A 26,491-nucleotide genomic window follows, 5' to 3' on the forward strand; every position below is an offset into this window, starting at 1 on the left:
TGCTGGTGACGGGCGATGCCCTAGAACGGTCCGTTCGGGAAGACCTCCTCCGCCGTGTCGGCGTAACCGGCCTCCTGCTCGGACAGGTATGTCTCCCAGGCCTGCAGGTCCCAGATCTCGACGCGGGTCCCGGTCCCGATGACCGCGACGTCCCGGTCCAGCCCCGCGTACTTGCGCAGCATCGGCGGGATCGAGATGCGGCCCTGCTTGTCGGGCAGCTCGTCGCTGGCCCCGGACAGGAACACGCGCAGGTAGTCACGGGCCTGGCGGCTGGTCACGGGCGCCTGGCGCAGCTGGTCGTGCATGCGCTGGAACTCCGCCATCGGGAGCAGGAAGAGGCAACGCTCCTGACCGCGTGTCATGACGAGACCCGGCGCGAGCTGCCCGCGGAACTTGGCCGGAAGGATGAGCCGGCCTTTCTCGTCGAGTCGCGGGGTGTAGGTCCCGAGGAAGGGCGCGAAGGAGCCGAATGCGCCGGCGGACGGGTCATACGTCACCACGCCTCCTCTGCTCCCCGTGAGGACGCTCCCCGCCTCACCACGTGCCTCCACGCTACTCCACTTCACTCCACCGAGGCCCGGCGCTACCCGTGATTCACCCGTTCGGAACGACGTATGCGCAGGTCAGCCGTGTGGAGCGAAGTGGAGGAGATTCACACGCAGGCGCCCCGGCTCAGCGCGTCGCCTGGGTCCCGATGAGGCAAAATCGGGCGAAACGGGTGAAATTCCGCCCTTGAACGCCTCGCTGCACCTCGTGAACCGGTCCGCGTCCACGAACGTGGAGCGAAGTGGGGGACCATGCGCGATGAACGAGGGCGCCACGACCTTTAGGCTCGTGGCAGATCCGCCAAAGGAGGCGCCATGCTGCAGGCCACCCCGACGTCGACCGAGCTCGACGACGTCGTAGCCACCACGCTCCGGATGCGTGCTGCGATCGAGAGCGTCGTGACCGGCCGACCCGAGCTCGTCCGCGTCACGGTCGCCGTGCTGCTAGCCGAGGGCCACCTGCTCATCGAAGACGTTCCGGGCGTCGGCAAGACCACGCTCGCCAAGGCCCTCGCCCGGTCCATCGACTGCTCCGTCGGGCGGATCCAGTTCACGCCCGACCTGCTGCCCTCGGACCTGACAGGCGTCAACATCTACCGGTCGCAGACGCACGAGTTCGAATTCCGGCCCGGCCCCGTGTTCGCGCACATCGTCATCGGCGACGAGATCAACCGCGCCTCCCCCAAGACCCAGTCGGCGCTGCTCGAGTGCATGCAGGAGGCCCAGGCGACCGTCGACGGACGGACCTACCCGCTGCCGCGCCCGTTCCTGGTCGTCGCGACGCAGAACCCGGTCGAGATGGAGGGCACGTACCCGCTGCCCGAGGCGCAGCGCGACCGCTTCATGGCCCGGCTGACGGTCGGCTACCCGAGCATCGAGTCGGAGCTCGACATGCTCGACCTCCAGGAGACGTCCGACCCGATCGACAGCCTCGTCGCCGTGACGGACGCCGTGCAGGTCAAGGCGGCGATCGAGACGACCCGCCGCCTCTACGCCGCCCCGGCCGTCAAGCGGTACATCGTCGACCTGGTCACGGCGACCCGACAGGATCAGGGGCTGCGGCTCGGCGCCTCCCCGCGCGCCGCGATCCAGCTGCTGCGGGCGGCCAAGGCGCTCGCCGCGATGGACGGCCGGAACCACGTCCTGCCCGACGACGTCCAGCAGCTCACGGTGCCCGTGCTGGCCCACAGGCTCCTGCCGAGCACCGAGTCGCGGCTCTCCGGCCGCAGCACGTCCGACATCGTCACGGACATCGTCGCCCGCATCCCGCTGCCCGCATCGGCTACCGCCGGGCGGACCCGTCGCGCCGTCGGCTGATGCGACTGCGACCCACCGCTCGCGGGTGGACCCTCGCGGCCGCCGGGATCGCCGCGCTCCAGCTCGGGGTCGTGCTCGGCTCCGTCGACCTCGTCCGGATCGGGACCCTGCTCCTCCTGCTGGTCGTCGCCGCAGCGGTCGGGGTGCTCCTCTTCGACCCCGGCCGAGGCCGGCACCGGCTCGGCGTCACCCGCACCAGCTCCCCGAACCCCGTGCACGCCGGCTCCGATGCACAGATCGACGTCGTCATCGCCGCCACCGACCCGGCTGCCCGGGTACGCCTCGCCGGCCTGAAGTTCGCCGAGCAGGCCGCCACGGAGCTGTCCGGCGGTCGGCCTCTGCGCGCGCGCGTCGCCCGGGCGCCGCGCCGCGTCACCGTCAGCTACACGGTGCAGGCCGCGCGCCGCGGCCGCTGGCCGCTCGGGCCGCTCGTCGTCACGCGCAGCGACCCGTTCGGGGTCGTACGGGCGTCCGCGACCCTCGGCGAGCAGGCCGAGGTCTCGGTGTGGCCGACGGTCGTCCAGCTCCCCACCCCCGGTGACGTGCTCGTGGGCGAGCCCGACCGGGTCGCGCTCGGGGCCCGCACCCCGTCGACGGACGACGCCTCCCTGCGCGACTACCGCGAGGGTGACGACCTGCGACGAGTGCACTGGAGCAGCAGCGCCCGTCGAGGAGCGCTGATGGTCCGCTCCGACGAGCGAGCCGGCATGCGCCCCGTGTCCGTCCTGCTCGGCCTGCCCGCGCGGGCGTCCGCGCTGGAGTGGTCGATCTCCCTTGCGGCCTCGATGGCGCTCGCGATGCTCGAGGGTGGGCACCCGGTCCGGTTGGTCGGCGGCACGCTGTCGGAGACCGATGCCCGTCCCGACCCGCTCACCTTCGTGCACAGCCGCTCGGGCCCGGGCGCTCGAGCCGCCGTCCTCGACCGGACGATCGATCTCGAGGGTCCGCGCTCGAACGTGCAGGGCGAGGTGGACCTCGTCGCGAACGCGCACCTGCTGCACTCCACAGACTCCGCCGGCGGGATCGTGCTCGCGGTCCTCGGTCCGCTCGGCGCCTCGGCCCGTGCGGCGCTGGCCCACGTCGCCGACGACGCGCAGGCCTGGGCCGTGGTCCGCGCCGACACCCCGGCGCACGTCGCCGACGCGGAGGAGACGATCCGCGCACTGCGCCGGGCCGGCTGGCGCGCCTGCCGCGTCACGCAGGACGAACCGATCGTCGACTGCTGGCTCCGTCTCCTGGGGTCGGCCTCATGACCGGCCGCCTGAGTCCGATCCCTCGTGGGCCACGCGCCGCTCTGGGCACCATGCTCTTGGCACTCGCCACCTGCTCCAGCCTGCTCGCCCTGCAGAACCTGATGGTGCGGGGCACCTGGCTCTCCGCGAGCTGGCTCCTCGTCGTCGTCGTCGCAGCGGTCGTCATGGGTGTCCGCGCGGTCACCCGGTCGTGGTGGGCGCCCTCGCTGGCCGGACTGGTGGTGTCGGTCACGATCCTCCTGATCCGTTACGGCGCCACGCCCGGTCGCGTGCGGGTGCTCCCCGACGCCGGGTCGTTCCACCGCACCCTCGCCACCGCGGGCGAGGGAATCACCGTCATCAACCAGTCGCTCGTACCCATGCAGGGCGTCCGGTCGGTGGAGCTCCTCGTCGTGACCGGCGCTCTGGCCGTCTTCCTCCTCGCTGACGCCCTGGCGATCGGGCTCGGAGCACCGGCAGCGTCCGGCCTCGCGCTCGCGACGCTCTGGATCCCCGCTGTCGCCCTCGGCTTCCCCGCGAGCGGGTGGGCCCTCGCCTGGACCGCGATGTTCTACCTCCTCCTCCTCGCCCTGAGCGCAGCCCCGGCGACCGCCCACGCGGACCAGGGGCGACGCGCGTCCGTGGCGATCTTCTCGTCGCTGGCGCTGATCATCGCCACCGTCGTCATCGGGCCGGCCGTCGCCTCGTTCCCCGGCTGGGCGTCGATGAGCCTGCCGTCCTTCGGGTCCGGACCGGTCGGCCCGCTGCAGCTCAGCGACGACCTCGACCTGCGCCAGAGCCTCGGCAGCCGTTCCGGCCAGGTCGTCATGCGCTACACCGTCAAGCCCGGGACCGCGCCCGTCGACCCGCTCACGCCGTCGCCCGCGCCGAGCGCCTCGGGCGACGCTCCCCTGGGCACCGTCTCCGCCAGGACGGTGGGCCCGCTGCGCGCCTTCACCCTCGCCAGCTTCGACGGCAGCTCTTGGCAGCGCACGGACGCCCTCGAGCCGGCGTCCTGGGATCCCGCGACCCTGCTCACGTCGGACCCGAGACTGTTCGGCACGGCACCCGACGCCGAGCGCGGGACGCTCGCGGATGTCGCCGTCGACGTGGGCGCACTTCGCGAACGTCGACTCCCCATCAGTACGTTCCCCCGCACCGTCGTCGTCGACGGAGCGTGGCAGTACGACGGTGCGCGCGACGAGGTCATCGGTCGACGCGGCACCTACAACGGCATGCCGTACTCCATGCAGGTGGAGATCCCGAAGCTCACGAAGGACGAGCTGGCGTCGGCCCGGGTGGGCGACCCCAGCGACAGCGGAACGACCCTCGAGCTCCCGAAGACGTCGCACAGCGACGACGTCGCCCGGAAGGCGCGGGAGCTGACGGCCGATGCGAAGACGCCGTACCAGCGGGCGATGGCTCTGCAGACCTTCTTCCACGCGACGTCGAACTTCACGTACGACACCCACGTGGCACCGTCACGCTCGGACGACGCCGTCTGGGACTTCCTGCAGTCGACACACGGCTACTGCGTGCAGTTCGCCACCTCCATGACGATCATGGCGCGGACGCTCGGCATCCCGGCGCGGGTCGCCGTCGGGTTCCTGCCCGGCGAGCCCGACGACAACGGGACCTACGTCGTGACCGGGAAGCAGTCGCACGCCTGGCCCGAGCTCTACTTCGCCAACTACGGCTGGGTGCGGTTCGAACCCACGCCGGCCAGCCAGACCGGGCCGCTGCCCGCCTGGAGCGACCCGTTCTCGGGAGCCAACTCGCCCGAGAACCCGCAGGACGAGAACGTCCCGGCAGCCAGCCCCGGTGCCTCGCAGGCGCCCGCCCCGGTGACCCCGCGCAGCAACGCCGCGGCTCAGCAGGCGAGCACGGCCTGGCTCCCGGTCGGGATCACCGTAGGCATCGTCCTCGTGGTCGCGTCGCTCGCGCTGATCCTCGTCCGCCGTCGCGCCGGCCTCCTGCCCGACCTCACGCCGGAACGGGCGTGGTTGCGAGCCCGCCGACGGCTGGCCAAACGAGGGCTGGTCTGGTCGGACTCCGACACGCCCCGCACCGCCGTCGCGTCCGTCAACTCCCAGCTCATGACGCGCACAGGCGCAGAGCTGTCCGGCGAGTCAGCTGCCGCCCTGGTCGCCCTGGCCCGCGCAGTCGAGACCGAGCGTTACGCCCGTGAGGACGCGCAGACCGACGCAGCAGAGCTGGCGACGTGGGTGGACGCCCTCGTCGAAGGAGCAGAAGGTCTGCTCAGCGACCGCCGTCGCCGCGACGCCGTTCCCAGCGCTCCTCGAAACGGCTCATGAGGCCGGGCCGCCGCTTCTTCGCGGGCCGCACGGCACCATCTTCCTGAACCACACCACGCGGACCGGAGCGGCGGCCGCTGTGGCGCGGATCGGCGAACGCGAACGCCACCGCCGCGAACATCACGATGAATCCGACCACGCCGAGCACCGGCTGGCTGCCTGCGGCGCCGAGAACGAGCAGCAGAAGGCCGACCGCGGCACCGACGCCTGCGATCACGTACCGGCCGAACGGGCGACGCCCGCGCTGAGTCAGCGTGTTGGCGAGCCGAGGGTCGTCAGATGTCAGCTGACGTTCCATCTGCTCGAGCACACGCTGCTCGTACTCCGAGAGTGGCATCCTGACCCCCGTTGTCAGCTGTAAGCACCTGTGTTGCCCTCAGGATAGATCCGCGGGAACGAAGGTGGTAGTCGAGCGTGAGGGTACTCCACCAACCTGCGTGGTCCCTGCGTGGATGGACGCGCCGCCGAAACGGCCGCGCACCCGGTCCATCGCTTGTTCGACCTCACGGCGGCCTCTCGCAGGTTCACCCACCGCCTCCTCCAACGTGGGGTGCCGGATGGTGTCCGACGCCGCCGAGAGCCCGTCCACGCGAACGCCGACGAGCCGGACCGGCAGTCCGCCGAGGTCAACACCGGCGATCAGCTCGCGCGCCGCGAGGTAGAGCTCCCGGCCGACGTCGGTCGGCGTCTGCAAGGTCCGCGAGCGGGTCAGGGTGCGAAAGTCGGACGTCCGGATCTTGACGCTCACGGTCCGCGTCACGAGCCCCTTGAGGCGCAGCCGGGTGGCGCACCGGTCCGCCAGGTCCCGCGCCTTCTGCTGGACGACCGCGAGGTCCGCGACATCCACGACGAAGGTCTCCTCGGCGCTGACCGACTTCTCCGCACGATGCGGGAACACCGGCCTCGGGTCACGTCCCCACGAGAGGTCGAACAGGTGCGCACCGGCCACCCGGCCGACTGCCTGCTGGACGGTGGTGACGTCGCTGTCGGCGAGCTCAGCGACCGTGCGGATGCCCCACCGGGCGAGCGCGGCCTCCGTTCTCTCTCCGACGCCCCACAGCGCCCCGACAGGCAGCGACCGGAGGAAGTCGACTGTGGCGCGGCGCGGGATGAGCAACACCCCGTCGGGCTTGGCATGACCCGACGCCAGCTTGGCGACGAACTTCGTGGAACCGATGCCCACCGAGCAGGTGATCCCGTAGTGCTCGTGGACGCGGCGCCGGATCAGCGCCGCGATCACGGTGGGCGGCCCCAGACGTCGGCGGGCTCCGGCCACGTCCAGGAACGCCTCGTCCACGCTGACCTGCTCCACGAGCGCCGTCACGTCCCCGAGAAGCCGCATGACGCCCGTGGAGACCTCGTGGTAGGCGTGGTGGTCAGGTGGGACGACGATCGCCTGTGGGCACTGGCGCAACGCCGCCGACATGGGCATCGCCGCGTGCACGCCGAACGCCCTGGCCTCGTAGGTGGCCGCGAGAACGACACCCCGGGCCGCTCCCCCGACGACGACCGGTAGCCCGCGAAGCTGCGGACGACGGGCCAGCTCGACCGATGCGAAGAACGCGTCCATGTCGACGTGCAAGATCGAGCAGCCGTCCTCCTCGCGTCCCCAGTCGCGGTTGGCCACCGCCGACCGGGGCGCGCGACTCATGACGCCTGCAGGGCGTGGACGTCCCCACGGAGGTGGTGGTGGCCGACCCCGTCCCCGTGCACGGCCGTGCGCGCGGCATCCACGAAGTCCTCCGCCCAGAAGAGCGCCTGCTCGGCCCGCCCAGCGGAGAGCTCCTCGAACCGCCCGGCGTCAACGGCCGACCGCAGCGGCGCGGCGTCGGCGAAGTACGCCGACCAGGCAGCCAGCTCCGGAGCCGCCGCGTCCAGCAGCTGCCAGACGGTCCGCAACGCCTGGCGGCCCGGCCGCGTCGGCGCCGTCCGGGCAGCGACGACCGCCGCACCGGCCCGCAGTGCGGCCAGGTGGGCGTGGGTGAACAGCTCCCACGCCTCGCCGGAGAGCTGCGCGGCGACGAGCTCGGCGTCGGCGCGACGGAGCAGCTCGGCGGCACGGGTGGACTGCGGACCGGCCGAGGCCCCCACGGACCTGCTGTCGAGCTGCTGTGCCATCACGGCCTCCCTGGTCGTCTGCGAACCGTCCCTCAAGCATCGAACACTTGTTCGATGCTGTCAACCTCCGGCGGCCCGTACCGTGGGCCCATGCCCGCTCGCGATCGAACCTCCCGCCGGAGCACAGGCTCGCAGCGACCACCCACACGCGCGGCGGTGCGGGCCCTCTGGCCGACCGGACCGATGCCGATCTCCACGGGCACGGTCGAGCTGGAGCGCGACCCGGACGACCCCGACGGCGTCACCGTGCTGGTCAACGGCGTGCCGAGCTCCTATCTCGACCTCGCCGACCCCACGCGCCTGGTCTTCGAGTACATGCAGCAGATGGCGGAGGTCATCGACCGGGTCGGTCTCGCGGGCGGCCCCCTCGACGTCGTGCACCTCGGCGCCGCCGGGTGCGCGCTGGCACGCGCGATCGACGCCGAGCGGCCCGGCTCGCGACAGCTGGCGATCGAGCTGGACACAGCCCTGCCCGAGCTGGTGCGGGGCTGGTTCGACCTCCCCCGCGCGCCCGCGCTGCGGATCCGGGCCGGCGACGCCCGGGCGGAGCTGGAGAAGCTTCCCGACGCGTCGGCCGACGTCGTGATCCGCGACGTCTTCGCAGGCGACGTCACCCCGGGGCACGTCCGGACCCGTGAGATGGTCGCGCAGGTGGCACGTGTCCTTCGCCCGGGCGGGGTCTACCTGGTCAACACGGCCGACCGACCCCCGCTGGCCGGCGCCAGGGCCGAGGTCGCCACGATCGACCGACACTTCGCCGACGTGGCCGTCATCGCGGAGCCTGGGCTGCTGCGCGGGCGCGGCTACGGCAACCTCGTCGTCGCGGCGACCGACCACCCCGACCTGCTGGCGTCCTCGGCTCTCGCGCGTGGCATACGCAGCCTGCCGGCACCGGCCCGGCTGCTCCGCGAGGAGGAGCTCGTCGGCTTCGTCGCCGGCGCTCCGGAGCTGCGCGACGGACCGCCCGTGACGTGACGCCCGCAGGACGACGACAGGCTGCATCCCCGGGTCCGGGGCATGCAGCCTGTCGTCAGGTCGTGCGGGAGATCAGGTCAGAGCGGGCGGACGCTCTCGGCCTGCGGGCCCTTGGCGCCCTGCGTGATCTCGAACTCGACGCGCTGGCCCTCGTCGAGGCTGCGGTAGCCCGAGGAGTCGATGGCGGAGTAGTGGACGAAGACGTCGGCGCCGCCGCCGTCCTGGGCGATGAACCCGTAGCCCTTCTCAGCGTTGAACCACTTGACAGCACCCTGTGCCATGTTCGTTTCCTTCTGTTCCCACCGGTGGCGGCGCCGACCCTGCTGTCCGCGCCGTGCCGCAATGCCTCACGTCCTGCACCGGGTGACCCAGCCGAGAACGACTGGTCGGAACCGCTCCCCAGGCGCGAACGCCCAGGTCACGAGGCCGGTCAAGCGAGTCCGTCACTGCAACGGGTGCATCTTTGCATCGGTGCTGTGGGCTGCGCCACGTTTTCGTCCATCCGGCAGCCCGCTGAACGCAACGATTGCGTAAAGGTCCTCCGTCAGGCGGGTCCGCCGTCACCCTGCTGGGCCAGGAAGCGCTCGAACTCGGCACCCAGCTCGTCGGCTGTCGGGAGGTCCGAGGAGCCCGCGAGCAGGCTCGTCCGGCCGATGCTGCGCGTGAACGCGTCGTACTGCTCCTCGAGCGCGTGGACCACCGCGGCGACGTCCTCGGACGCGTCGACCTGGCGCTGGATCTCCTCCATCGCCTCGTCGGCGGCCGGCGTGAGGGACTCGACGTTCAGCTCGAGGCCGGTGGCGCCCTCCACCTTCTGCAACGCGGCCTGGCTTGCCTGCGGGAACGCCGACTGGGCGAGGTAGTGCGGCACGTGGACGGCGAAGCCGAGGGCGTCGTGCCCGTTCTGACCGAGGCGGAGCTCGAGCAGCGCGCTCGCACTCGCGGGTACCTGCACCGTGCCGAACCACGACGGGTGGTCGGCGACGAGCTCGGGGCGCGTGGCGTGTGCCGTCACGGACAGCGGGCGCGTGTGCGGGATACCCATCGGGATGCCGTGCAGACCGACGGTGAGGGACACGTCGAACCGCTCGACGATCTGCCGTACGGCGGCGACGTAGCGCTCCCACTGGACGTCGGGCTCGACGCCGTGCAGGAGGAGGAACGGGACGCCGTTGGTGTCCTCGACGACGTCGACGACGAGCTCGGGCTCGGCATACGAGGCCCACGTCGTCTGGTCGAAGGTCATGAGCGGACGACGCGAGCGGTAGTCGAGCAGCTGGTCGACGTCGAACGTGGCCAGCCGGGTGGTCGTGAGCTCGTCGAGGAGGTGCTCGGCAGCAAGCTGGCCGGCGTTCCCGGCGTCGACGAAGCCGCGGACGGCGTGCACGAGAACCGGACCCCCACCGTGGGCGGTGCGTGCCTCCACCTGGGCGGCCACCTCGGGGTCCACGTCGTAGATATCGCTCGGGTTCAGCATGCTCGTCTCATCTCCGTCCGGGGCGAGGGGCAGTCGACACGATCCACGGCCCATCGTTCTGAGCCGGCGCGCAACCCCTGCCGTTCCGGCTCAACGCCGCGTCGCTGAGACTTGTTCCGGGACCTGTGCCGGGCGCGGGGGCTCAGCGACCCGGGAGTCGGACGACCTCGACGAAGAACTCGTCGATGTGCCGGACGACCTCGATGAACCGGTCGAAGTCGACCGGCTTCGTCACGTAGGCGTTGGCGTGGAGCGCATAGCTGCGGACCACGTCCTCCTCCGCCTCGGACGTCGTCAGGACCACGACGGGGATGTGGCGCAGCGTCGCGTCCGACTTGATCGCCTCGAGGACCTCCCGGCCGTCCATCTTCGGCAGGTTCAGGTCCAGCAGGATCAGGTCGGGGGTCGGAGCCTCCGCGTGCTCGCCCGTCTTGCGCAGGAAGTCGAGTGCCGCGGCACCGTCGGCGACGACGGAGAGCCGGTTGCGCACCTTGTTGTCGGCGAACGCCTCACGGGTCATCAGCACGTCGCCCGGGTCGTCCTCGACCAGCAGGACGTCGATGACCTTCGTGTCGTTCATGCGTGCTCGCTCTCAGTCGGTTCGGGGGCGGCCGGCAGGGTCCACCGAATGCAGGTTCCCTCGGTGCCCGAGGTGTCGATGCCGATCTGTCCACCGTGGAACTCGACGATCCTCTTGCAGAGCGCGAGGCCGATTCCCGTGCCCGCGTACACGTCTTTCGGGTGCAGCCGCTGGAAGATGACGAAGACCCGCTCCGCGTACTGGTCGTCGATCCCGATGCCGTTGTCCCGGCACTCGAGCTCCCAGTAGTCTCCCACGCGACGTGCACCGATGTGGACCCTCGGCGGGCGCTCCGGCGCCCGGAACTTCAGGGAGTTCCCGACGAGGTTCTGGAGCAGCTGCACCAGCAACGGTGCCTCTCCCCGCACCACCGGCAGAGGGTCGTGGGTCACGACCGCGCCCGACTCGGTGACGGACTCGTCGAGATGCTCGAGGGCGCGCTTCAACGCGTCACCGAGGTCGACGTCGGACATCTCGACACCGAGGCGGCCGACTCGCGAGAACCCCAGCAGGTCCTGGATGAGCTGCTGCATGCGCTTGGCTCCGTCGACGGCGAACTCGATGTACTGGTCCGCGCGTTCGTCCAGCTGCTCGCCGTACCGCTTCTGCAGGAGCTGCGTGAAGCTGGCGACCTTGCGCAACGGCTCCTGAAGGTCGTGCGACGCGACGTAGGCGAACTGCTCCAGGTCCCGGTTCGAGCGGCGGAGCTCCTCGGCCTGCTCCGTCAGACGTGCGTGCGCGCTCTCGATCTCCGCGCGGGACGACTCGAGCACCTGGACCTGCGCGACGAGCGCTACCCGCATCCGCTCGACGTCGGCGGCCAGGTCCGTGATCTCACCAGGGCCCGTCACCTCGACGGCGTGCCCGAGGTCGCCCGACGACACCGCACGGGCGTCGGACGCGAGGTCGTCGAGAGGCTCGAGGATCCACCGCCGGAGGGTCACCCACAGCGCGATGCCGAGGGCGACGGCGGCCAGCACCAGGAGCCCGACCGTCGCACCGGCGACCCAGGTCCACCTCTGCAGCTCGGCGAGCGTACCGGCGCGGCGCTCCTTGAGCAGGTCCGCATACGCCGTCGCGGCCTGGCGGGCCTGGTCGAACAGGATCCGCCCTTCCTCGACCTGGGCGGGGGCGACCTCGGCCGGCCCGCCGGCGCGCACCTGCGCGATCACAGGTGCGGCGAACTGCTCGTTCCACTTCTGGCCCGCTTCGGCGACGGCCTGGGCTGCGGCGACGACCGCCTGGTCGCTGCCGTTGGCCGCCGCCTCCTCGGCGAGGGTGCGGTAGGAGAGGTCGTCGGACGTGGAGCGCTCGTACGGCCCCAGCGTGACGGGGTCACCGGTGAGCGCGAAACCGCGGACAGCCGTCTCGGAGTCGACGAGCTGGATGTATGCGCCGTCCGCCCGGGAGATCGCGAGGAACAACGTCTGGGTGACCTCGTCCTGCCGGTCCACGAGCCGGTCGAGCACCAGGGCGGTGCCGATCGCCACGATCGCCAGCACGGCGCCGGCCGCGATCAGCCACCCCCGGAGCCGGCGGCGCAGGGTCGTCGAGGACCGCCGGGCGCGCGCCGGTGGGGCAGCGCTCACGCGCCCCACCCCAGGACGACCAGCGCCGCGTCGTCGACGAGGTCGCCGCCGTGCAGCGCCCGGACGGCGTGCAGGGTCCGGGCGACCAGGTCGGTGTGGCCGACGCCGAGCGCGTCGTCGACGACCGACAGGAAGCCCGCCTTGCCCACCCGCTCCCGACCACCACCGACGGTGGCCTCCAGGACGCCGTCCGTGTAGAGCAGGATGCGCCAGGACCCGGCGAGGTCGAGTCTCATGGGTGCCCATGACCCGCTCACCGGGATGCCGAGCGCGCGACCCCGGGCGTGGGTGGGCAGGAGGGTCGAGGGAGGACCGAGCAGGAACGGCGCAGGGTGGCCGGCCAGGTACAGGTCGACGGACGCCCGGTCAGGCGGCACGCAGACCATGGCGACGGTCGTGAAGATCTCCGGCCGCGCACGCTCCGAGATGAGCACACGCTCGAGCAGCTCGAGGATGCCGTCGGCGGGGATGTCGGCGAGGACCAGGGTGCGCCACGCGGTCCGCAACGTCGCCCCCAGCGCCGCCTCGTCGGGGCCGTGCCCGCACACGTCGCCGATGAGCGCGAGGACCGTCCCGTCGGGCCGCTCGAAGACGTCGTAGAAGTCGCCCCCGAGGACGCCGTCGCGGCCGGCCCGGTAGCCGACCTGGACCTCGAGGTGCTCGTCGAGGATGGCGGGCGTGGGCAGGAGCGCGTGCTCGAGACGGTTGACCTCCTCGGCCCGCACGAGACTGCGGTAGAGCGCGCGGTCGGCGTCCTCGAGGTGACGGCGCTGGATCGCGTACCGCACCGACCGGGCGAGGAGCTCGGCATCCACCTCCCCCTTGACGAGGTAGTCCTGCGCGCCGGCGGCGACCGCTTCCAGACCGAGGTCGGTGCCGGCCAGCCCGGTCAGCACGACGACCCCGGGTGCGCCGGCGCCGAGCAGCCTCTCGAGCGCGGCGATGCCGACCGCGTCGGGCAGGCCCAGGTCGAGCAGCACCAGGTCGACGTCGAGGCCGTCGAGCGCCTCGTCGAGCGTGCGCGCCCAGCTGAGCTCCACCTCGAGGTGGGCATCCTGGAGAAGCTCCTCTACCAGCAACGCGTCGCCCGCGTCGTCCTCGACGAGGAGCAGCCGGAGCGGGGCGTCCCTGTCCTCCGTGGGGTTGCTCGCGCTGGCTCGTCGCGCGTCGGCGCGGACGTCGGTCACCGGTACCTCCTCTCGTGGCTCCCCGCAGGATAGGGGGACCCGCACGCGACCGCCTGACGGCGGACGGCCCTCCACCCGGACGGGTGCGTGCCAGAACCCCACGATCGGCGGATAATGGACGGCCGCTCTGTGCGCCGCGCGTCCCCCGACGCGCCGACGGGCGCTGGACGCACGGCCGGTCGACCCGGCGGAACGGAGAACGCCCACGTGGCAGGCATGGACAACGAGCTGGCCGGCGAGCAGCTGGTCGTCGACCAGCTCTACGGGCGGCTCGACGACCTGCGGGCGCAGACGCGTGCGCGGCTGGCCGAGGTCCGTCGCGAGGGTCCGTCCGGCTCCCCGCAGAACCGCAGCGAGCGCGATGCGTTCGCCACGTTGTACGAGGACCGGATCGCCCAGCTCGAAGCGGTCGAGGAGCGGCTCGTGTTCGGCCGCCTCGACCTCGCCGACGACACCCGCCGCTACATCGGCCGTATCGGACTGACGGATGCGGAGCAGAGCCAGCTGCTGACGGACTGGCGGGCGCCGGCCGCGCAGCCGTTCTACCGCGCGACCGCCAAGAACCCGGACGGCGTCGTCCAGCGCCGGCACGTCGTCACGCGGGGGCGGACCGTCACCAGCGTCGAGGACGAGGTGCTCGACCTGGAGCGGCTGGGCGACTCCGAGGCCCGCCTGTCCGGGCTGTCCGGCGAGGGCGCTCTCCTCGCGGGTCTCGCCGCGGGGCGCACGGGTCGGATGGGCGACATCGTCGCGACGATCCAGGGTGAGCAGGACGCGATCATCAGGTCCGAGCTGAACGGCGCGCTCGTCGTGCAGGGCGGTCCGGGTACCGGCAAGACCGCTGTCGCGCTGCATCGCGCCGCCTACCTGCTCTATGCGCACCGCCGGCTGCTCGAACGCTCTGGCGTTCTCCTCGTCGGTCCCAGCCGCACGTTCCTGCGGTACATCGACCAGGTGCTCCCCTCGCTCGGCGAGACCGGTGTGGTCACGACGACCGTCTCGGAGCTCTACCCCGGCATCGTCGCCACGGCGACCGAGGACGAGCGGCTCGCCGAGCTCAAGGGCCGCGCGCTGTGGGCCGACGTCATCGCCCGGGCGGTCCGGGACCGCGAGCGGGTACCCGCCCAGCCCGTGCACGTGCGCGTCGAGGGCCACGACCTGGTCATCCGGCCGGGCGACATCGCCTCGGCCATCGCCCGCGCCCGCCGCAACCACCGTCCGCACAACCAGGCCCGCATCGCGTTCGTGCGCGACATGCTCGGCCGGCTCGCGGACCAGTACGTGACGTCGCTCGGCCAGGACGTCCCGCCCGACGAGCGCGGCGAGATCATCGAGGAGATCCGCACCAACCGCGAGGTGCGCATCGCACTGAACCTCGCGTGGATGCCCATCACGCCGCAGAAGCTGCTCTCCGACCTGTTCAGCAAGCCCGCGCGGCTGGCGTCAGCCGCACCTGGCATGGCCTCGCAGCAGCGCGCGATGCTGCTGCGTGCCCCCGACGCTCCCTGGACGCCGGCGGACGTCCCCCTTCTCGACGAGGCCGCCGAGCTGCTCGGCGAGGACGACCAGGCGGCGCGGGCGGAGGCTCGCGCCGCGGCAGAGCGGCGCACGTCGGAGGTGGCGTACGCCCGACAGGTGCTCGAGTCGACGGGCGCCGGCGGGATGGTCTCGGCCGAGATGCTGGCTGACCGCTTCGCGACGACAGGTCCGACCCTCACGACGGCGGAGCGTGCCGCAGCGGACCGCTCGTGGACGTACGGCCACGTGGTGGTGGACGAGGCGCAGGAGCTGTCGGCGATGGCGTGGCGGTGCCTCCTGCGCCGGGTGCCGACGCGGTCCCTGACGATCGTCGGCGACGTCGCCCAGACGACCGCCGCCGCCGGTGCGCGCTCCTGGGCGAGCCAGCTGGACCCCGTCCTGCGCTCGTCGTGGCGACTCAACGAGCTCACCGTCAACTACCGGACACCCGCGGCGGTCGCCGACACGGCCCGTCGGGTCGCCGTCGCCGCTCGGCTCCCGGTCAGCCCGCTGACGTCGGCACGCGACGTGCCCGACTCGTTGATCGTCGAGCGCGTCCCGGCCGACGCGTTCGCGGAGACGGTCGCCCGTCGGGCCGAGAAGCTCAGTGCCGAGATCACCGACGAGACGGGCGCAGGGCGCCTCGCCGTCATCGCGGTCGACGCCCGGCTCGCCGAGATCACCGACGCGCTCGCCGGCGCCGGGCTGCGTGCGGCCGTCGGGACTGGCGCGAGCGCGGCTGACCTGGACGCGCAGCTGGTCGTGCTCACCCCCCGCGAGGCCAAGGGGTTGGAGTTCGATGTCGTCGTCCTCGTGGAGCCTGCCGAGGTGCTCGCCGCCAGCGCCGGTGACCTCTACGTCGCCATGACGCGCCCGACCCGGACGCTGCAGGTCGTCCACGACCGTCCCCTGCCGCAGGGTTGGTGAGCTGCCGCCGACTGTCCGCTGGGCGGACCGTCGCTAGGCCCGGGCCCCGACCAGGCGCACCATAGGCCCGTGCCCAAAGCCCTCCTGCTCGAAAATCTGCACCCTCAGGCCGTCTCGATCCTCGAGGCCGCCGGCTACGACGTGACCACCCGGACGGGCGCGCTCGACGAGTCCGAGCTCATCGACGCCCTCGAGGGCGTGCAGGTGCTCGGTATCCGGTCCAAGACCCACGTCACGGCCGAGGTGCTGGCCAACGCCCCCGACCTGGTCGCGATCGGCGCCTACTGCATCGGCACCAACCAGATCGACCTCGCCGACGCCGCCGCCCGCGGCGTCGCGACGTTCAACGCGCCCTTCTCCAACACGAGGTCGGTCGTCGAGATCGCGTTGGCCCAGATGATCGCGCTGACGCGGCGCCTGACCGAGTTCGACAAGGCGATGCACGACGGCGTCTGGAACAAGTCCGCGACCGGCGCGCACGAGATCCGCGGCCGGACGCTCGGCATCATCGGCTACGGCAACATCGGCACGCAGCTCTCGGTGCTCGCCGAGAACCTCGGTCTGTCGGTCGTGTTCTACGACACCGCCGAGAAGCTCGCGCTCGGCAACGCTCGCCGCATGGACACCCTCGACGAGCTCCTGGCGACCGCGGACATCGTGACTCTGCACGTCGACGGTCGCAGCGGGAACGCGGGGTTGTTCGGAGCCAAGCAGTTCGCTCAGATGCGGCCGGGCGCGGTCTTCCTGAACCTGTCACGCGGGTTCGTCGTCGACTACGCCGCGCTGCGCGACGCGGTCGTGTCGGGCCACGTCAGCGGTGCGGCGGTCGACGTGTTCCCCGTCGAGCCCAAGCGCAAGGGCGACCCGTTCGACTCCGAGCTGCGCGGCCTACCGAACGTCATCCTCACGCCGCACACGGGCGGATCGACCGAGGAGGCCCAGGAGGCGATCGGGCAGTTCGTCTCGGCGAAGCTTCGCGACTACATGAACACCGGCTCGACGACGCTGAGCGTCAACGTGCCCAACCTCGCTCTCGAGCAGAAGCCCGGCGTGCACCGGCTCGCGTACCTGCACCGCAACGTGCCGGGTGTGCTCGCCGCCGTCAACGCCACGCTCGCCGAGCACGGCGTGAACATCGAGGGCCAGCTGCTCACCACGTCCGGTGAGCTCGGCTACGTCGTCACCGACGCCGGAGCGCCGATCGACCCGGTCGTCGTCGACGCGCTCACCTCGCGGCCGGAGTCGGTCCGCCTGCGCCAGCTGTCCTGACCTGAACGACGAGGGGCCCGACCGTTCGACGGTCGGGCCCCTCGTCGTCGTCTTCGTCAGGCGGAGCCCGACTTGCGCTGGAACCGGCGCTGCGTGGGACCTGCGGTCTCCGAACCGTGGACCTGGCCCGTGTTCGAGGACCCGTCCGACGTCCGGTGCTGGTTCGTCTTCTTACGCTCGAGCGCCTCGCGGTACTTCGCCTTCGCGTCCTCGCTCACCGCTGCCGTGGTCGTCTTCTCGTCGTTCTTCGCCATGGGCGTTTCCTCCTGTGCGGTGTACGTCTGCGGTGTGGCGTCTGCGCCTCTCCCCCGCCAGCGTCCCTGAAGCCGGCCGATGACGCCACCCCTTCTCATCCCCGGCAGGTAGCGTCGCCCGGGTGGACCTGCCGCACCGCCGTTCCGGAGGGCTCTCGCTGCCTGTCGTCTCGCTCGGCCTGTGGCAGAACTTCGGCTCCGCGACACCGTTCGCCGACCAGCGTCGACTCGTCCTGCACGCCGTCGACCGAGGTGTCGTGCACCTGGATCTCGCGAACAACTACGGCCCCCCGCCGTTCGCCGCCGAGTCGTCGGTGGGCCGTCTGCTGGCCACCGACCTGCGCCGGGACGAGCTCGTCATCACGACGAAGGCCGGCTACCGCGCGTGGCCAGGACCCTACGGCGAGCACGGGTCCCGCAAGTACGTGCTGGCCTCCCTCGACGAGTCGCTGCGGCGGCTCGGGACCGACCGGGTCGACGTCTTCTACAGCCACCGGTTCGACCCGCACACCCCGCTCGAGGAGACGCTGGGCGCCCTGCAGTCCGCGGTGCGGTCCGGCAAGGCGCTGTACGCGGGGATCTCGTCGTACTCGGCCGACCGCACCGTCGCGGCGCTCGAGGTGGCACAGTCCATCGGGCTGTCACTGGCGGTGCACCAGCCCGCCTACTCGATGCTCAACCGCTGGGTCGAGCGACCCGGCGCCGATGGTCGCTCCCTGCTCGACGTCGCCTCGGCGGCCGGGATGGCCGTCGTCGCGTTCTCCCCACTCGGCCAAGGGGTCCTGACCACCCGGTACCTGCGCGGGATCCCGGCCGACTCACGCGTCGCCCGTGGCGGACCGCTCCGCCCGGAGTGGCTCACCGGCGAGGTCCTCGACCACGTGCGCGCGCTCGACGCGATCGCCGGGGCGGGTGGACGCACGCTGCCGCAGCTGGCGCTGGCCTGGGTGCTGCGCGACCCGCGGGTCACCTCGGTTCTCGTCGGCGCACGAACCACCGACCAGCTCGACGACAACCTCGCGTGCACCATGGGCCCGCCCCTCGAGGACGACGAGCTCGCAGCGATCGAGCCACATGCCGTCGATGCCGGGATCAACCTGTGGGGGTCGAGGTCGAGCGATCTGTGACCGGCAGGTGGCGCTCCCACCAGTGCAGGATGTGCTCGAACCGCTGCTGGCGATGTTTCGGCGTGCCTGAGCGGCTGAGCTCGTGGCCCTCGCCCGGGAACAGCAGCAGCTCGGCCTCGACGCCACGACGCTTGAGCTCCACGAACCAGCGCTGGCCCTGCTCCACAGGGCACCGCCAGTCCTGCTCGGAGTGGATCACCAGCGTCGGCGTCCGGACGGAGCCCACGTGGGCCATCGGCGACTGGGCGGCGACCGCGGCCGCACCGACCTCGTCTGCTGCGTCGCCGAGGTAGTCCAGGCCGAAGAACCAGCCGATGTCGCTCGATCCGACGAAGCTGACCGGGTCGAGGAAACCTCGCTCGACGATCGCCGCCGCGAACCGGTCCGTCCGGGTGGTCAGCCACGCCGTCAGGTAGCCACCGTACGAGCCGCCCATCACGCCGACCCGGCCACCGTCGAGGTCGGGGTCCTCCAGCGCCCGGCCGAGCAGCGCGAGCACGTCCTCGGTGTCCACCGTGCCGAAGGCGCCCCGCAGCGCCCGACCGTGCTCGGCGCCGTAGCCTGACGAACCGCGGGGGTTGCCGTACACGACCGCGTAGCCCGCCTGCGCGAGCACCTGGACCTCGTCGAAGAGCCCGTGCGTGTACTGCGAGAACGGGCCCCCGTGGATCATCACGATCGTGGGGTGCGGTCCGGCGCCGTCCGGGCGGAGCACCCATCCGTGCACCGGGTACCCGTCGGACGACCGGGTCGTGATCTCCACCGGCAGACGCACGTGCCCCGTGGCGTGCAGCTCCGCCGACAGGTCCGTCAGCGCGGTCGCACCACCGCCTGCATCGACGACGAACACGTCGCCCGTGGACGTCGGCGTCGACGCCGTGACCACGATCCGGCCGCCGCCCGCAGCAGCCCCCGACACGACGGCAGTGCTGTCGACCAGCGTCCGCAGAGAACCGTCGGTTCCCACCCGCAGGAGGCTGACGGCCCCGCGCCCCTCACCTGCCACCAGCGCACTGCCCTCGTGCTCCACGAGGACGCTGGTCAGCAGGTCGACGCTCTCCGGGTCCGTCAGGCGGACGGGGGTCGCCGACGGGTCCCCGAGCGCCACCCGGAACAGCCCGACCTGCGCAGCGACGAAGTCCCGGCCCGTCGGTCCCAGGTCGCTCGCGAGCAGCCACACCCACGGGCCGTCGGCGGACGGCAGGACCGCCTCGACATCGAGGGTGCTTCCGGCGTCGGCATCCGTGAGCGGGGCGGGCGGCCGCGGAGCTCCCACGGGGTGGGCGTCGATCAGCACAGCGTCCTGCCGCAGATCGGTCTCCCGGTCTCGGTGGCGAGCACTGGTCGCGACGAGACCGTCACCCGACGGCAGCCAGCGCGCACCACCGACCCCGACGTCCCCGCTGGTCAGCGCGAGCGGGTGGGGAAGCTCGTCGGCGTTCTCGTGCTCGCCGGCGGACCACTCGACGACGAACAGGTGCTGCGGTCGGTCGCGCACGAAGCCGACCCCGTCGGCGCGGTACCTCAGCTCGGTGACCAGCCGCGGCGGCTCGGCGCCCGGGCGCCCGTCGGGCTCGTACCGACCGGCTTCCGGCACGCGGGCCAGGTAGGCGATCCGTGAGCCGTCCGGGGAGAAGCGCGGTGACGACGCCCCGAGCGGGACATCGGTGAGCCGAACCGGCTCACCACCCGTGGCCTCGACGACGTGCACCTGGGGCTTGCCCTGCGGCTCCGCGCGCAGGAAGGCGACCCAGCGACCGTCAGCCGAGACGTCGGGTGAGGTGTCCCGGTGGCCCCGGGTCAGCCTGCGCGGACCGGCCGTCTCGTCGCCGAGCGGGACGGTCCACAGACCACCCGTGTACTCGTCGTCCGAGAGGCGCGGGCGGACGACCGACACGACAGCACGCGTGCCGTCCGGGCCGACCGCCGGCGGACCCGGAACTCGCAGGAACTCGATGTCGGTAGGCAGCACCAGACGAACCTATTCCGCTGCGCCCACTGACGTCGCGACGAAGCCCGTCAGTCCCGAACCGTCGACCCGGCCTGTGGTCCGTCCTCTGCGACGACGTCGCCGTCGGTGTCGATCTCGGCCTCGTGCTCCGCGCGCAGCACCGTGATCGCGGCCTCGAAGTCTTCCAGCGAGTCGAACGCCTGATAGACCGACGCGAAACGCAGGTAGGCGACCTCGTCGAGCTCACGGAGCGGACCCAGGATCGCCAGGCCGATCTCGTAGGCGTCGATCTCCGCCGACCCTGCGCCGCGCAGCGTCTCCTCGACCTTCTGGGCGAGCAGGGCGAGGTCGTCCTCGCTCACCGGGCGCCCCTGGCACGCCTTGCGCACGCCGCCGGCGATCTTCTCCCGGCTGAACGGCTCGGTCGCGCCCGACCGCTTGACCACGGACAGGCTCGCGGTCTCGACGGTGGTGAAGCGGCGGTTGCAGCTCGGGCACTGGCGCCTGCGACGGATGGTCGAACCGTCGTCCGACGTCCGCGAGTCGACGACCCGCGAGTCCGGGTTGCGGCAGAACGGACAGTGCACCGGATCCCCTTCGAGTGCGTGGCACCGGGCAACCGGCGCGGCGTCAGCAACGCCTCCGTGACGGTAGGCCAGCGGCTGCGCCGTCGCAAGGCGCCCCGCCTCGCCTCGGCTCCCGCACTCGCACAGGACACAGCGCCACGCTCATCCGCGTGACGCACGGCCCTCGGTGACACTCGACCCTCATCGCGCCGCGCCACGGCACCACAGCCGGCACGGCACCACGGCCGCGGCCCGAGGCCGACCGGACCGCCCGCAGCTGCATGCGGATTGACCCCACAACCACTCGCAGGCGCAGGAACCACATCCGCCAGTGCCCACGACCCGCGTGGCCCCCGAATCAGACACGCGGAACGACGATCACCTGACCAGCCATCAGGCCGGAGCCGGGCAGCTCGTTCAGGCGGACCAGCTCGACGACGACGTCGCGCACGTCCTGCCCGGGATCAGCGATGGTGCTCGCGATCTGCCACATCGTCTCGCCCTTCTGCACGACGTGCTGCTCGACCTGCTGCGCCGGCAGCGGGCTGTCCGCGGCGGCACGGCCGGCACCCAGGACCGCACCCGCGACCAGCACCAACGCAAGGAACCAGAGCACCAAGCGACCCCGCCCAGTCAGGGACAGGTCGGACAGGCGGGGAACGTCGGTACGGGACGAACGGGTCGCGGGACGCCCGGTCGAGGACGTCACCTTCGGCAGCGTCGGTGCCATCGCCATCGTGGTCATGATGTCCCTCGTCCTCGCTCGGCCCGGTGGATGCCGGGGACTTCGTCGTGGGGACTTCGTGCGAAGCCCTCGGTCTCGCACCGGCCGGAGCCGGTCGAACATGCGTTCGTCGTACGTCTGTACGATGTCTATCAGCACCGACCGACACTTGTCGAGACACGATCGAACAGATGTTTGATCTTCCGGCTCGAGTTCCCTAGGGTGGCGATGCAGGTAAAGAGCACCACGAGCCACTGACATGACCGCCCGGCAGCTGTTGACGGCACGCGTCACCGCAGGCCAGGACCAGTGCGGCACGACGACGACAGGACCGGCGGAGCTCGCAGCCGCCCGACACAGGAGGAGCGCAGTGACGGACTCACCGGACACGTCCCAGCCCGACAAGCCGGACCAGCGCAACCAGCCGGACGCTTCCGGCCAGGCCGGCCCGAAGGCGCAGGACGGTGCCGACCTGGCGACGATCCACGCACTCCCGGACGGCGCGCCGGGGCCGGACGGCCTCACGGCGCGTCAGCGACTGGTCCTCGACACCATCCGGTTGTCGGTCGAGTCCCGCGGCTACCCCCCGAGCATGCGTGAGATCGGCGAGGCCGTCGGTCTCACGAGCCCCTCGAGCGTCAAGCACCAGCTGACGGCGCTCGAGCGCAAGGGCTACCTCCGTCGGGATCCCAACCGGCCGCGCGCGATCGAGGTCGTGCACGCCGACGACTCCCGGGGCGTGGGCACGTGGACGGCACCGGACGGTAGCCGTGAGGCGTTCCCCGACCACGGCGAGGGCGAACGGATGCCTGCACCGTCCTACGTCCCGGTGGTGGGCCGTATCGCCGCCGGCGGCCCGATCCTCGCCGACCAGGTCGTGGAGGACGTCTTCCCGCTCCCCCGCCAGCTCGTCGGGGACGGGGACCTGTTCCTGCTGAAGGTCGTCGGCGACTCGATGATCGACGCGGCGATCTGCGACGGCGACTGGGTGGTCGTCCGGCGCCAGCCGGTCGCCGAGCAGGGCGAGATCGTCGCCGCGATGATCGACGGCGAAGCAACGGTCAAGACGCTCAAGCGCATCGACGGTCACGTCTGGCTCCTGCCGCACAACCCTGCGTACCAGCCGATCCCAGGCGACGAGTCGACGATCCTTGGTCGGGTCGTGAGCGTGCTGCGCAGTCTCTGACCGCTCGCCGGGTGCGCGGCGTACCGGGCGCACCCGGCCTGTCAGGATGCACGGCGCCGGTCGGCGGTCCACCCTGGACCGACCCAGACGCCGAGCCGAAGGAGCCAGTGATGCCCGGACGGATCCGCGACCCTCGCATCACGGGTGCAGCCATCGGCGAGGCGCTCGGGGCCGTCGGCGGGAGTGAGGGGCAGGTCACCCCAGCCGCCGACGCGTCGGACGCGGCGTCTCGCTCGGCGGCCGTCCCGAAGAGCGCCCGGCCTGGCGAGTACGAGGAGTGGTCTGTCGACGAGCTGCGCCACCGGGCGGCGGAGCTCGACATCGTCGGCCACTCGACGATGCGCAAGGACGAGCTCGTCGCGGCGTTGCGGAACCGATGACACGAGGTCGCCGCCCGAAGGGTGCACCACCCACGACCTCGCAGCTCACCGCTCGACCGGTCTCGGCGCAGACGGCCGAGGACCGTCAGGTGCCTGCGTCGGCCAACCCGAGCATGCTGTCCGGGGATCTCGTCTAGAAGCCGAACGTCCGCGCGACGTCACGCACGGCGTCGGCCGACCGGCGGAGCCCGGCGAGCTCGTCGTCGGAGAGCGGGACCGCGAGCCGCTCCCCGACGCCGTCGGCTCCGACGATCGCGGGTACGGACAGGCAGACGTCGCTGATCCCGTAGTAGTCGGTGAGCAACGACGAGACAGGTAGCACCCGGCCTTCGTCCTTGAGGATCGCCTCGATGATCCGCGAGCCGGCGAGGGCGACGGCGTAGTTCGTCGCACCCTTGCCCTCGATGATCCGGTACGCCGACTCGACGACCTCCCGGGCGATCGCGTCGCGAACCTCGGCTGTCAGCGGGCCATGCCCGTCGTGCCCCTGCCACTCGAGCAGCGGGACCGAGCCGATGCTCGCCGACCCCCACAACGGCAGCTCACTGTCCCCGTGCTCTCCGGCGATGTAGGCGTGCACGTTCTGGACGGCGACGCCGGTGTGCGCGGAGATCAGGTAGCGCAGCCGTGAGGAGTCGAGGACCGTGCCGGACCCGAACAGCTGCGTCGGCGGGAGGCCCGAGACCTGGAGCGCCGCGTACGTCACCACGTCGACCGGGTTGGTCACCATGACGTACACCGCGTGCGGCGCGACCTCCACGAGCCTCGGCAGCACCTTGCTGACCAGGCTGATCGTCGCCTCGGCCAGCGCGATCCGCGACTGACCAGGCTTCTGCTTGGCGCCCGCGGTGAACATGATCACGTCCGCGTCGGCGCACACGGAGATGTCGTCGGATCCGATCACCTGCGCCATCGGCATGAACTGGATCCCGTGCCCGAGATCCAGGACCTCGGCCCGCACCTTCGCCGCGTTGACGTCGTACAGCGCGACCGTGCGGGCGGCTCCCCGCAGCAAGGCGGCGTACGCCATCGTGGATCCGACGGCACCCGCGCCGACGATCGCCAGCTTGGTGCCTCGAGCGGAGCGGGAAGGCCGCAGGCCGAGATCTTCCACGTCCAGGCTCTCGGTCACGAACGGCCCTTCTGGTCGTCGGGAATCGCGAGGTCGCGAAGCGGTGACTTCGAGGCTAACCCGAACTCGTGAGCCGCCGCAGAGCAGCGGTCGCGGTCGCGCGGTCGGTCGTCCGCCAGAAGTCCGGCAGGCTCCGCGTGAGGAACGGCGCGTAGCGGGCCGTGGACAACCGGGGGTCGAGCACCGCGACGACACCGCGGTCGCTCGTGGTGCGGATCAGCCGCCCGGCTCCCTGCGCGAGCAGCAGCGCGGCGTGCGTCGCGGAGACGGCGAGGAAGCCGTTCCCGCCGGCCTTCTCCACGGCGTCGGAGCGCGCCGACTGCACGGGGTCGTCGGGCCGCGGGAACGGGATGCGGTCGATGATCACGAGGGTGCAGGTGCTGCCCGGCACGTCGACACCCTGCCAGAGCGAGAGGGTCCCGAACAGGCAGGTCGACTCGTCGGCGATGAACTGTGAGACGAGCGTGGGCAGCTGGTCGTCGCCCTGGACGAGGATCGGCACGTCGAGGCGTTCGCGCATGGCGGCGGCGGCGGCGTTCGCGGCACGGCGCGACGAGAACAGGCCCAGGGTTCGACCACCGGCCGCGGTCACCAGCTCGGCGATCTCGTCGAGCTGGGCCTCCGTGGCGGGTTCCCTCCCGGGCGGCGGAAGGTGCCGCGCGAGGTAGAGGATCCCTTGCTTCGGGTAGTCGAAAGGGCTGCCGACGTCGAGCCCGTGCCAGGGCACCGAGGACGGCGGCGTCGGGGTGTCCTGATCGAGCGATCCGGGGCCCACAGGAGCCGCTTCGGGCTGGACCTCGAGACCGACCGCGCGAGCGATCGGGTCGAACGAGCCGCCCAGCTCGAGCGTCGCCGAGGTGAGCACCCCGGACCGACCGCCGAGCAGATGCGTCCTGATCAGGCCGTTCACCGCGAGCGGGGCGGCAAACAACCGGGTCGAGACGTTCCCCCGGCGGTCCTCGGAGCGGGCGCACCACAGGACGGTGTGCCGGTTGTCGTCCGGGTCGGCGGCCATCCGGTCGGCCACCTCGAACAGGGCCAGCATCGTCGCCTGTGCCACCTTGCGACCGGCATCGGCCTGCGGCTGCGCACCGCCCTCCGGCTTCAGGACGCTGAGCAGCGCGCGCGTCGCGTCGCGAACGGCGGCCACGGCGTCCCGGGCCCCCGACGGCAGACCGTCCCGGAAGCGCGCCTCGGGCAGGCCCACCAGGACCCCGGCCAACGACTGGCTGGCGGAGTCCAGGTCCGTCGTCGGGATCCCACCGTGCCGTCGGGCCAGTCGGGAGGCGTGCTCGATGACCGCGACGGACAGCTCGGACGTGGCCTGGGCCGTCACACGGTCGGTCAGCTCGTGCGCCTCGTCGACGACGAGCACCTGGTGCTCGGGCAGCACGTTCGGGGACCCGGACGCCGCGATCCCGAGCATGGCGTGGTTCGTGACGACGACGTCTGCCTCGCGCGACGACGCCTTCGCCTTCTCGGGGAAGCACTCGGTGAGCATGGGGCACTTGGTACCGAGGCACTCGAGGGACGCCACGGACACCTGGCGCCAGGCCCGGTCCGTGACCCCGGGCACGAGGTCGTCCCGGTCTCCGGTCGTCGTCTCCTCGGCCCACTCCCGGAGCCGGACCACCTGGGCGCCGAGGTTCTCGCCGGCGCCGTCCGCGGCCGGGTGCTCGACGGCACCCGCATGGTCGCCGAGCTCGAACAGGGCTGCCTGTGGATCATCCTCCGGGTAGCCCCCGGCCACCTTGTGGACGCAGACGTAGTTGTGCCACCCCTTGAGCAGAGCGATGCTCGCCGGCCGTGGCAGGTGCGGTTCGAGTGCCTTAGCGACGAGCGGCAGGTCGCGCGTCATGATCTGCCGCTGGAGAGCGAGCGTGGCGGTGGAGATGACCACGTGCTCGTCCTCGAGGACCGCATGCCGGACGGCGGGGACGAGGTAGCCGAGCGACTTGCCGGTACCTGTGCCGGCCTGGACCAGCAGGTGCTCACCCTTGTCGATGGTCTCCGCGACGGCGACCGCCATCTGGTGCTGACCGTCGCGCCGCACACCGCCGAGCGCCCCGACCGCGACGTCGAGGAGGTCCTCGACAGAGGGATCGGTGTCCGGCACCGCGTC

General features: G+C 71.9%; 24 protein-coding genes. 9 read left to right on the plus strand and 15 right to left on the minus strand.

Features of this window, described 5'->3' with window-relative positions; translation table 11 throughout:
• Positions 1-20: 20 nt before the first annotated feature.
• Positions 21-497: a division/cell wall cluster transcriptional repressor MraZ gene (mraZ, locus tag I847_RS0111720; protein WP_028049836.1), complete on the minus strand. Its 477-nt coding sequence runs from the start codon at positions 495-497 to the stop codon at positions 21-23.
• Between the two features lie 363 nt (positions 498-860).
• Between mraZ and I847_RS0111725 the strand changes: the two genes are divergently transcribed.
• From I847_RS0111725 to I847_RS0111735, 3 genes are read left to right on the plus strand one after another with little or no spacing between them, the layout of a single operon-like run.
• Complete coding sequence (locus I847_RS0111725) at positions 861-1,862, plus strand: MoxR family ATPase (protein WP_028049837.1); 1,002 nt, start codon at positions 861-863, stop codon at positions 1,860-1,862.
• A complete protein-coding gene (locus I847_RS0111730) occupies positions 1,862-3,115 on the plus strand; it encodes a DUF58 domain-containing protein (protein ID WP_028049838.1) in 1,254 nt (417 codons plus the stop codon). Before I847_RS0111725 ends, I847_RS0111730 begins: the two co-directional genes overlap by 1 nt.
• A gap of 50 nt (positions 3,116-3,165) precedes the next feature.
• On the plus strand, positions 3,166-5,409 hold the full coding sequence (locus I847_RS0111735; RefSeq protein ID WP_028049839.1) for a DUF3488 and transglutaminase-like domain-containing protein: 2,244 nt from the start codon (positions 3,166-3,168) through the stop codon (positions 5,407-5,409).
• On the opposite strand, the gene I847_RS0111740 is transcribed toward I847_RS0111735, so the two are convergent.
• From I847_RS0111740 to I847_RS23420, 3 genes are read right to left on the minus strand one after another with little or no spacing between them, the layout of a single operon-like run.
• The gene (locus I847_RS0111740) at positions 5,354-5,746 is read right to left on the minus strand and encodes a DUF3040 domain-containing protein (RefSeq protein WP_028049840.1); all 393 of its coding nucleotides are present in this window, start codon (positions 5,744-5,746) and stop codon (positions 5,354-5,356) included. The genes I847_RS0111735 and I847_RS0111740 overlap by 56 nt on opposite strands.
• A gap of 39 nt (positions 5,747-5,785) precedes the next feature.
• Entirely contained in the window at positions 5,786-7,060 is a 1,275-nt protein-coding gene (gene dinB / locus I847_RS23415; RefSeq protein WP_034610070.1) for a DNA polymerase IV, read from the minus strand.
• Positions 7,057-7,527 carry an SAV_6107 family HEPN domain-containing protein gene (locus I847_RS23420; RefSeq protein WP_196804548.1) on the minus strand — a complete coding sequence of 157 codons (471 nt, stop codon included), beginning with the start codon at positions 7,525-7,527 and terminating at the stop codon, positions 7,057-7,059. The genes dinB and I847_RS23420 overlap by 4 nt, the downstream gene beginning before the upstream one ends.
• Positions 7,528-7,710: 183 nt before the next feature.
• On the opposite strand from I847_RS23420, the gene I847_RS23425 reads away from it, so the two are divergent.
• Positions 7,711-8,502 carry a spermidine synthase gene (locus I847_RS23425; RefSeq protein ID WP_081680825.1) on the plus strand — a complete coding sequence of 264 codons (792 nt, stop codon included), beginning with the start codon at positions 7,711-7,713 and terminating at the stop codon, positions 8,500-8,502.
• Positions 8,503-8,579: 77 nt separating this feature from the next.
• Here the strand turns inward: I847_RS23425 and I847_RS0111760 are convergent, their stop codons facing one another.
• The 5 genes from I847_RS0111760 to I847_RS23435 all read right to left on the minus strand — a co-directional run bounded on the left by I847_RS0111760 (position 8,580) and on the right by I847_RS23435 (position 13,335).
• On the minus strand, positions 8,580-8,783 hold the full coding sequence (locus I847_RS0111760) for a cold-shock protein (protein WP_028049841.1): 204 nt from the start codon (positions 8,781-8,783) through the stop codon (positions 8,580-8,582).
• Positions 8,784-9,046: 263 nt separating this feature from the next.
• Positions 9,047-9,979 carry a PAC2 family protein gene (locus tag I847_RS0111765; RefSeq protein ID WP_028049842.1) on the minus strand — a complete coding sequence of 311 codons (933 nt, stop codon included), beginning with the start codon at positions 9,977-9,979 and terminating at the stop codon, positions 9,047-9,049.
• Between the two features lie 142 nt (positions 9,980-10,121).
• Positions 10,122-10,559, minus strand: a complete 438-nt coding sequence (locus I847_RS0111770) for a response regulator (RefSeq protein WP_028049843.1) — start codon at positions 10,557-10,559, stop codon at positions 10,122-10,124.
• Positions 10,556-12,148, minus strand: coding sequence for an ATP-binding protein (locus I847_RS23430; RefSeq protein ID WP_231384200.1), 1,593 nt, complete (start codon positions 12,146-12,148; stop codon positions 10,556-10,558). The genes I847_RS0111770 and I847_RS23430 overlap by 4 nt, the downstream gene beginning before the upstream one ends.
• Entirely contained in the window at positions 12,145-13,335 is a 1,191-nt protein-coding gene (locus I847_RS23435; RefSeq protein ID WP_051274830.1) for a PP2C family protein-serine/threonine phosphatase, read from the minus strand. Before I847_RS23435 ends, I847_RS23430 begins: the two co-directional genes overlap by 4 nt.
• A 216-nt stretch (positions 13,336-13,551) precedes the next feature.
• Here I847_RS23435 and I847_RS0111785 point away from each other — a divergent pair, with 216 nt between their 5' ends.
• Both I847_RS0111785 and serA read left to right on the plus strand, forming a co-directional pair.
• Complete coding sequence (locus I847_RS0111785) at positions 13,552-15,780, plus strand: AAA family ATPase (protein WP_231384201.1); 2,229 nt, start codon at positions 13,552-13,554, stop codon at positions 15,778-15,780.
• Between the two features lie 69 nt (positions 15,781-15,849).
• On the plus strand, positions 15,850-17,049 hold the full coding sequence (gene serA / locus I847_RS0111790) for a phosphoglycerate dehydrogenase (RefSeq protein ID WP_028049845.1): 1,200 nt from the start codon (positions 15,850-15,852) through the stop codon (positions 17,047-17,049).
• 56 nt (positions 17,050-17,105) lie between these two features.
• On the opposite strand, the gene I847_RS0111795 is transcribed toward serA, so the two are convergent.
• A complete protein-coding gene (locus I847_RS0111795) occupies positions 17,106-17,303 on the minus strand; it encodes a DUF5302 domain-containing protein (RefSeq protein ID WP_028049846.1) in 198 nt (65 codons plus the stop codon).
• 122 nt (positions 17,304-17,425) lie between these two features.
• On the opposite strand from I847_RS0111795, the gene I847_RS0111800 reads away from it, so the two are divergent.
• Positions 17,426-18,430: an aldo/keto reductase gene (locus I847_RS0111800; protein ID WP_028049847.1), complete on the plus strand. Its 1,005-nt coding sequence runs from the start codon at positions 17,426-17,428 to the stop codon at positions 18,428-18,430.
• Here the strand turns inward: I847_RS0111800 and I847_RS23440 are convergent.
• The 3 genes from I847_RS23440 to I847_RS27115 all read right to left on the minus strand — a co-directional run bounded on the left by I847_RS23440 (position 18,396) and on the right by I847_RS27115 (position 21,692).
• On the minus strand, positions 18,396-20,402 hold the full coding sequence (locus I847_RS23440; RefSeq protein ID WP_051274831.1) for a S9 family peptidase: 2,007 nt from the start codon (positions 20,400-20,402) through the stop codon (positions 18,396-18,398). The two genes, I847_RS0111800 and I847_RS23440, sit on opposite strands and share 35 nt — an antisense overlap.
• Positions 20,403-20,449: 47 nt before the next feature.
• Entirely contained in the window at positions 20,450-20,968 is a 519-nt protein-coding gene (gene nrdR / locus I847_RS0111810) for a transcriptional regulator NrdR (RefSeq protein WP_028049848.1), read from the minus strand.
• A 337-nt stretch (positions 20,969-21,305) separates the two neighbouring features.
• Positions 21,306-21,692 carry a LysM peptidoglycan-binding domain-containing protein gene (locus I847_RS27115; protein WP_051274832.1) on the minus strand — a complete coding sequence of 129 codons (387 nt, stop codon included), beginning with the start codon at positions 21,690-21,692 and terminating at the stop codon, positions 21,306-21,308.
• Positions 21,693-22,143: 451 nt separating this feature from the next.
• Here I847_RS27115 and lexA point away from each other — a divergent pair, with 451 nt between their 5' ends.
• Together lexA and I847_RS27120 are read left to right on the plus strand one after the other, a co-directional pair.
• The gene (gene lexA, locus I847_RS23450; protein WP_034610123.1) at positions 22,144-22,857 is read left to right on the plus strand and encodes a transcriptional repressor LexA; all 714 of its coding nucleotides are present in this window, start codon (positions 22,144-22,146) and stop codon (positions 22,855-22,857) included.
• Between the two features lie 110 nt (positions 22,858-22,967).
• The gene (locus I847_RS27120) at positions 22,968-23,237 is read left to right on the plus strand and encodes a Rho termination factor N-terminal domain-containing protein (RefSeq protein WP_028049849.1); all 270 of its coding nucleotides are present in this window, start codon (positions 22,968-22,970) and stop codon (positions 23,235-23,237) included.
• Between the two features lie 133 nt (positions 23,238-23,370).
• Here the strand turns inward: I847_RS27120 and I847_RS0111835 are convergent, their stop codons facing one another.
• Positions 23,371-24,369, minus strand: coding sequence for an L-lactate dehydrogenase (locus I847_RS0111835; protein ID WP_051274833.1), 999 nt, complete (start codon positions 24,367-24,369; stop codon positions 23,371-23,373).
• Between the two features lie 55 nt (positions 24,370-24,424).
• Positions 24,425-26,485 carry an ATP-dependent DNA helicase gene (locus I847_RS0111840; RefSeq protein WP_028049851.1) on the minus strand — a complete coding sequence of 687 codons (2,061 nt, stop codon included), beginning with the start codon at positions 26,483-26,485 and terminating at the stop codon, positions 24,425-24,427.
• Between the last annotated feature and the right edge of the window lie 6 nt (positions 26,486-26,491).

Origin of the sequence: Cellulomonas sp. URHD0024, from assembly GCF_000426185.1 — a bacterium.
Classification (GTDB): Bacteria; Actinomycetota; Actinomycetes; order Actinomycetales; family Cellulomonadaceae; genus Cellulomonas.

Excerpts from the sequence above, each read along its gene's own strand:
- I847_RS0111725 (WP_028049837.1), top strand. The coding sequence starts at position 861 with ATGCTGCAGGCCACCCCGACGTCGACCGAGCTCGACGACGTCGTAGCC.
- I847_RS0111730 (WP_028049838.1), top strand. The coding sequence starts at position 1,862 with ATGCGACTGCGACCCACCGCTCGCGGGTGGACCCTCGCGGCCGCCGGG.
- I847_RS0111735 (WP_028049839.1), top strand. The coding sequence starts at position 3,166 with ATGCTCTTGGCACTCGCCACCTGCTCCAGCCTGCTCGCCCTGCAGAAC.
- I847_RS0111740 (WP_028049840.1), bottom strand. The coding sequence starts at position 5,746 with ATGCCACTCTCGGAGTACGAGCAGCGTGTGCTCGAGCAGATGGAACGT.
- dinB (WP_034610070.1), bottom strand. The coding sequence starts at position 7,060 with ATGAGTCGCGCGCCCCGGTCGGCGGTGGCCAACCGCGACTGGGGACGC.
- I847_RS23420 (WP_196804548.1), bottom strand. The coding sequence starts at position 7,527 with ATGGCACAGCAGCTCGACAGCAGGTCCGTGGGGGCCTCGGCCGGTCCG.
- I847_RS23425 (WP_081680825.1), top strand. The coding sequence starts at position 7,711 with ATGCCGATCTCCACGGGCACGGTCGAGCTGGAGCGCGACCCGGACGAC.
- I847_RS0111760 (WP_028049841.1), bottom strand. The coding sequence starts at position 8,783 with ATGGCACAGGGTGCTGTCAAGTGGTTCAACGCTGAGAAGGGCTACGGG.
- I847_RS0111765 (WP_028049842.1), bottom strand. The coding sequence starts at position 9,979 with ATGCTGAACCCGAGCGATATCTACGACGTGGACCCCGAGGTGGCCGCC.
- I847_RS0111770 (WP_028049843.1), bottom strand. The coding sequence starts at position 10,559 with ATGAACGACACGAAGGTCATCGACGTCCTGCTGGTCGAGGACGACCCG.
- I847_RS0111785 (WP_231384201.1), top strand. The coding sequence starts at position 13,552 with ATGGACAACGAGCTGGCCGGCGAGCAGCTGGTCGTCGACCAGCTCTAC.
- I847_RS0111795 (WP_028049846.1), bottom strand. The coding sequence starts at position 17,303 with ATGGCGAAGAACGACGAGAAGACGACCACGGCAGCGGTGAGCGAGGAC.
- I847_RS27115 (WP_051274832.1), bottom strand. The coding sequence starts at position 21,692 with ATGACCACGATGGCGATGGCACCGACGCTGCCGAAGGTGACGTCCTCG.
- I847_RS27120 (WP_028049849.1), top strand. The coding sequence starts at position 22,968 with ATGCCCGGACGGATCCGCGACCCTCGCATCACGGGTGCAGCCATCGGC.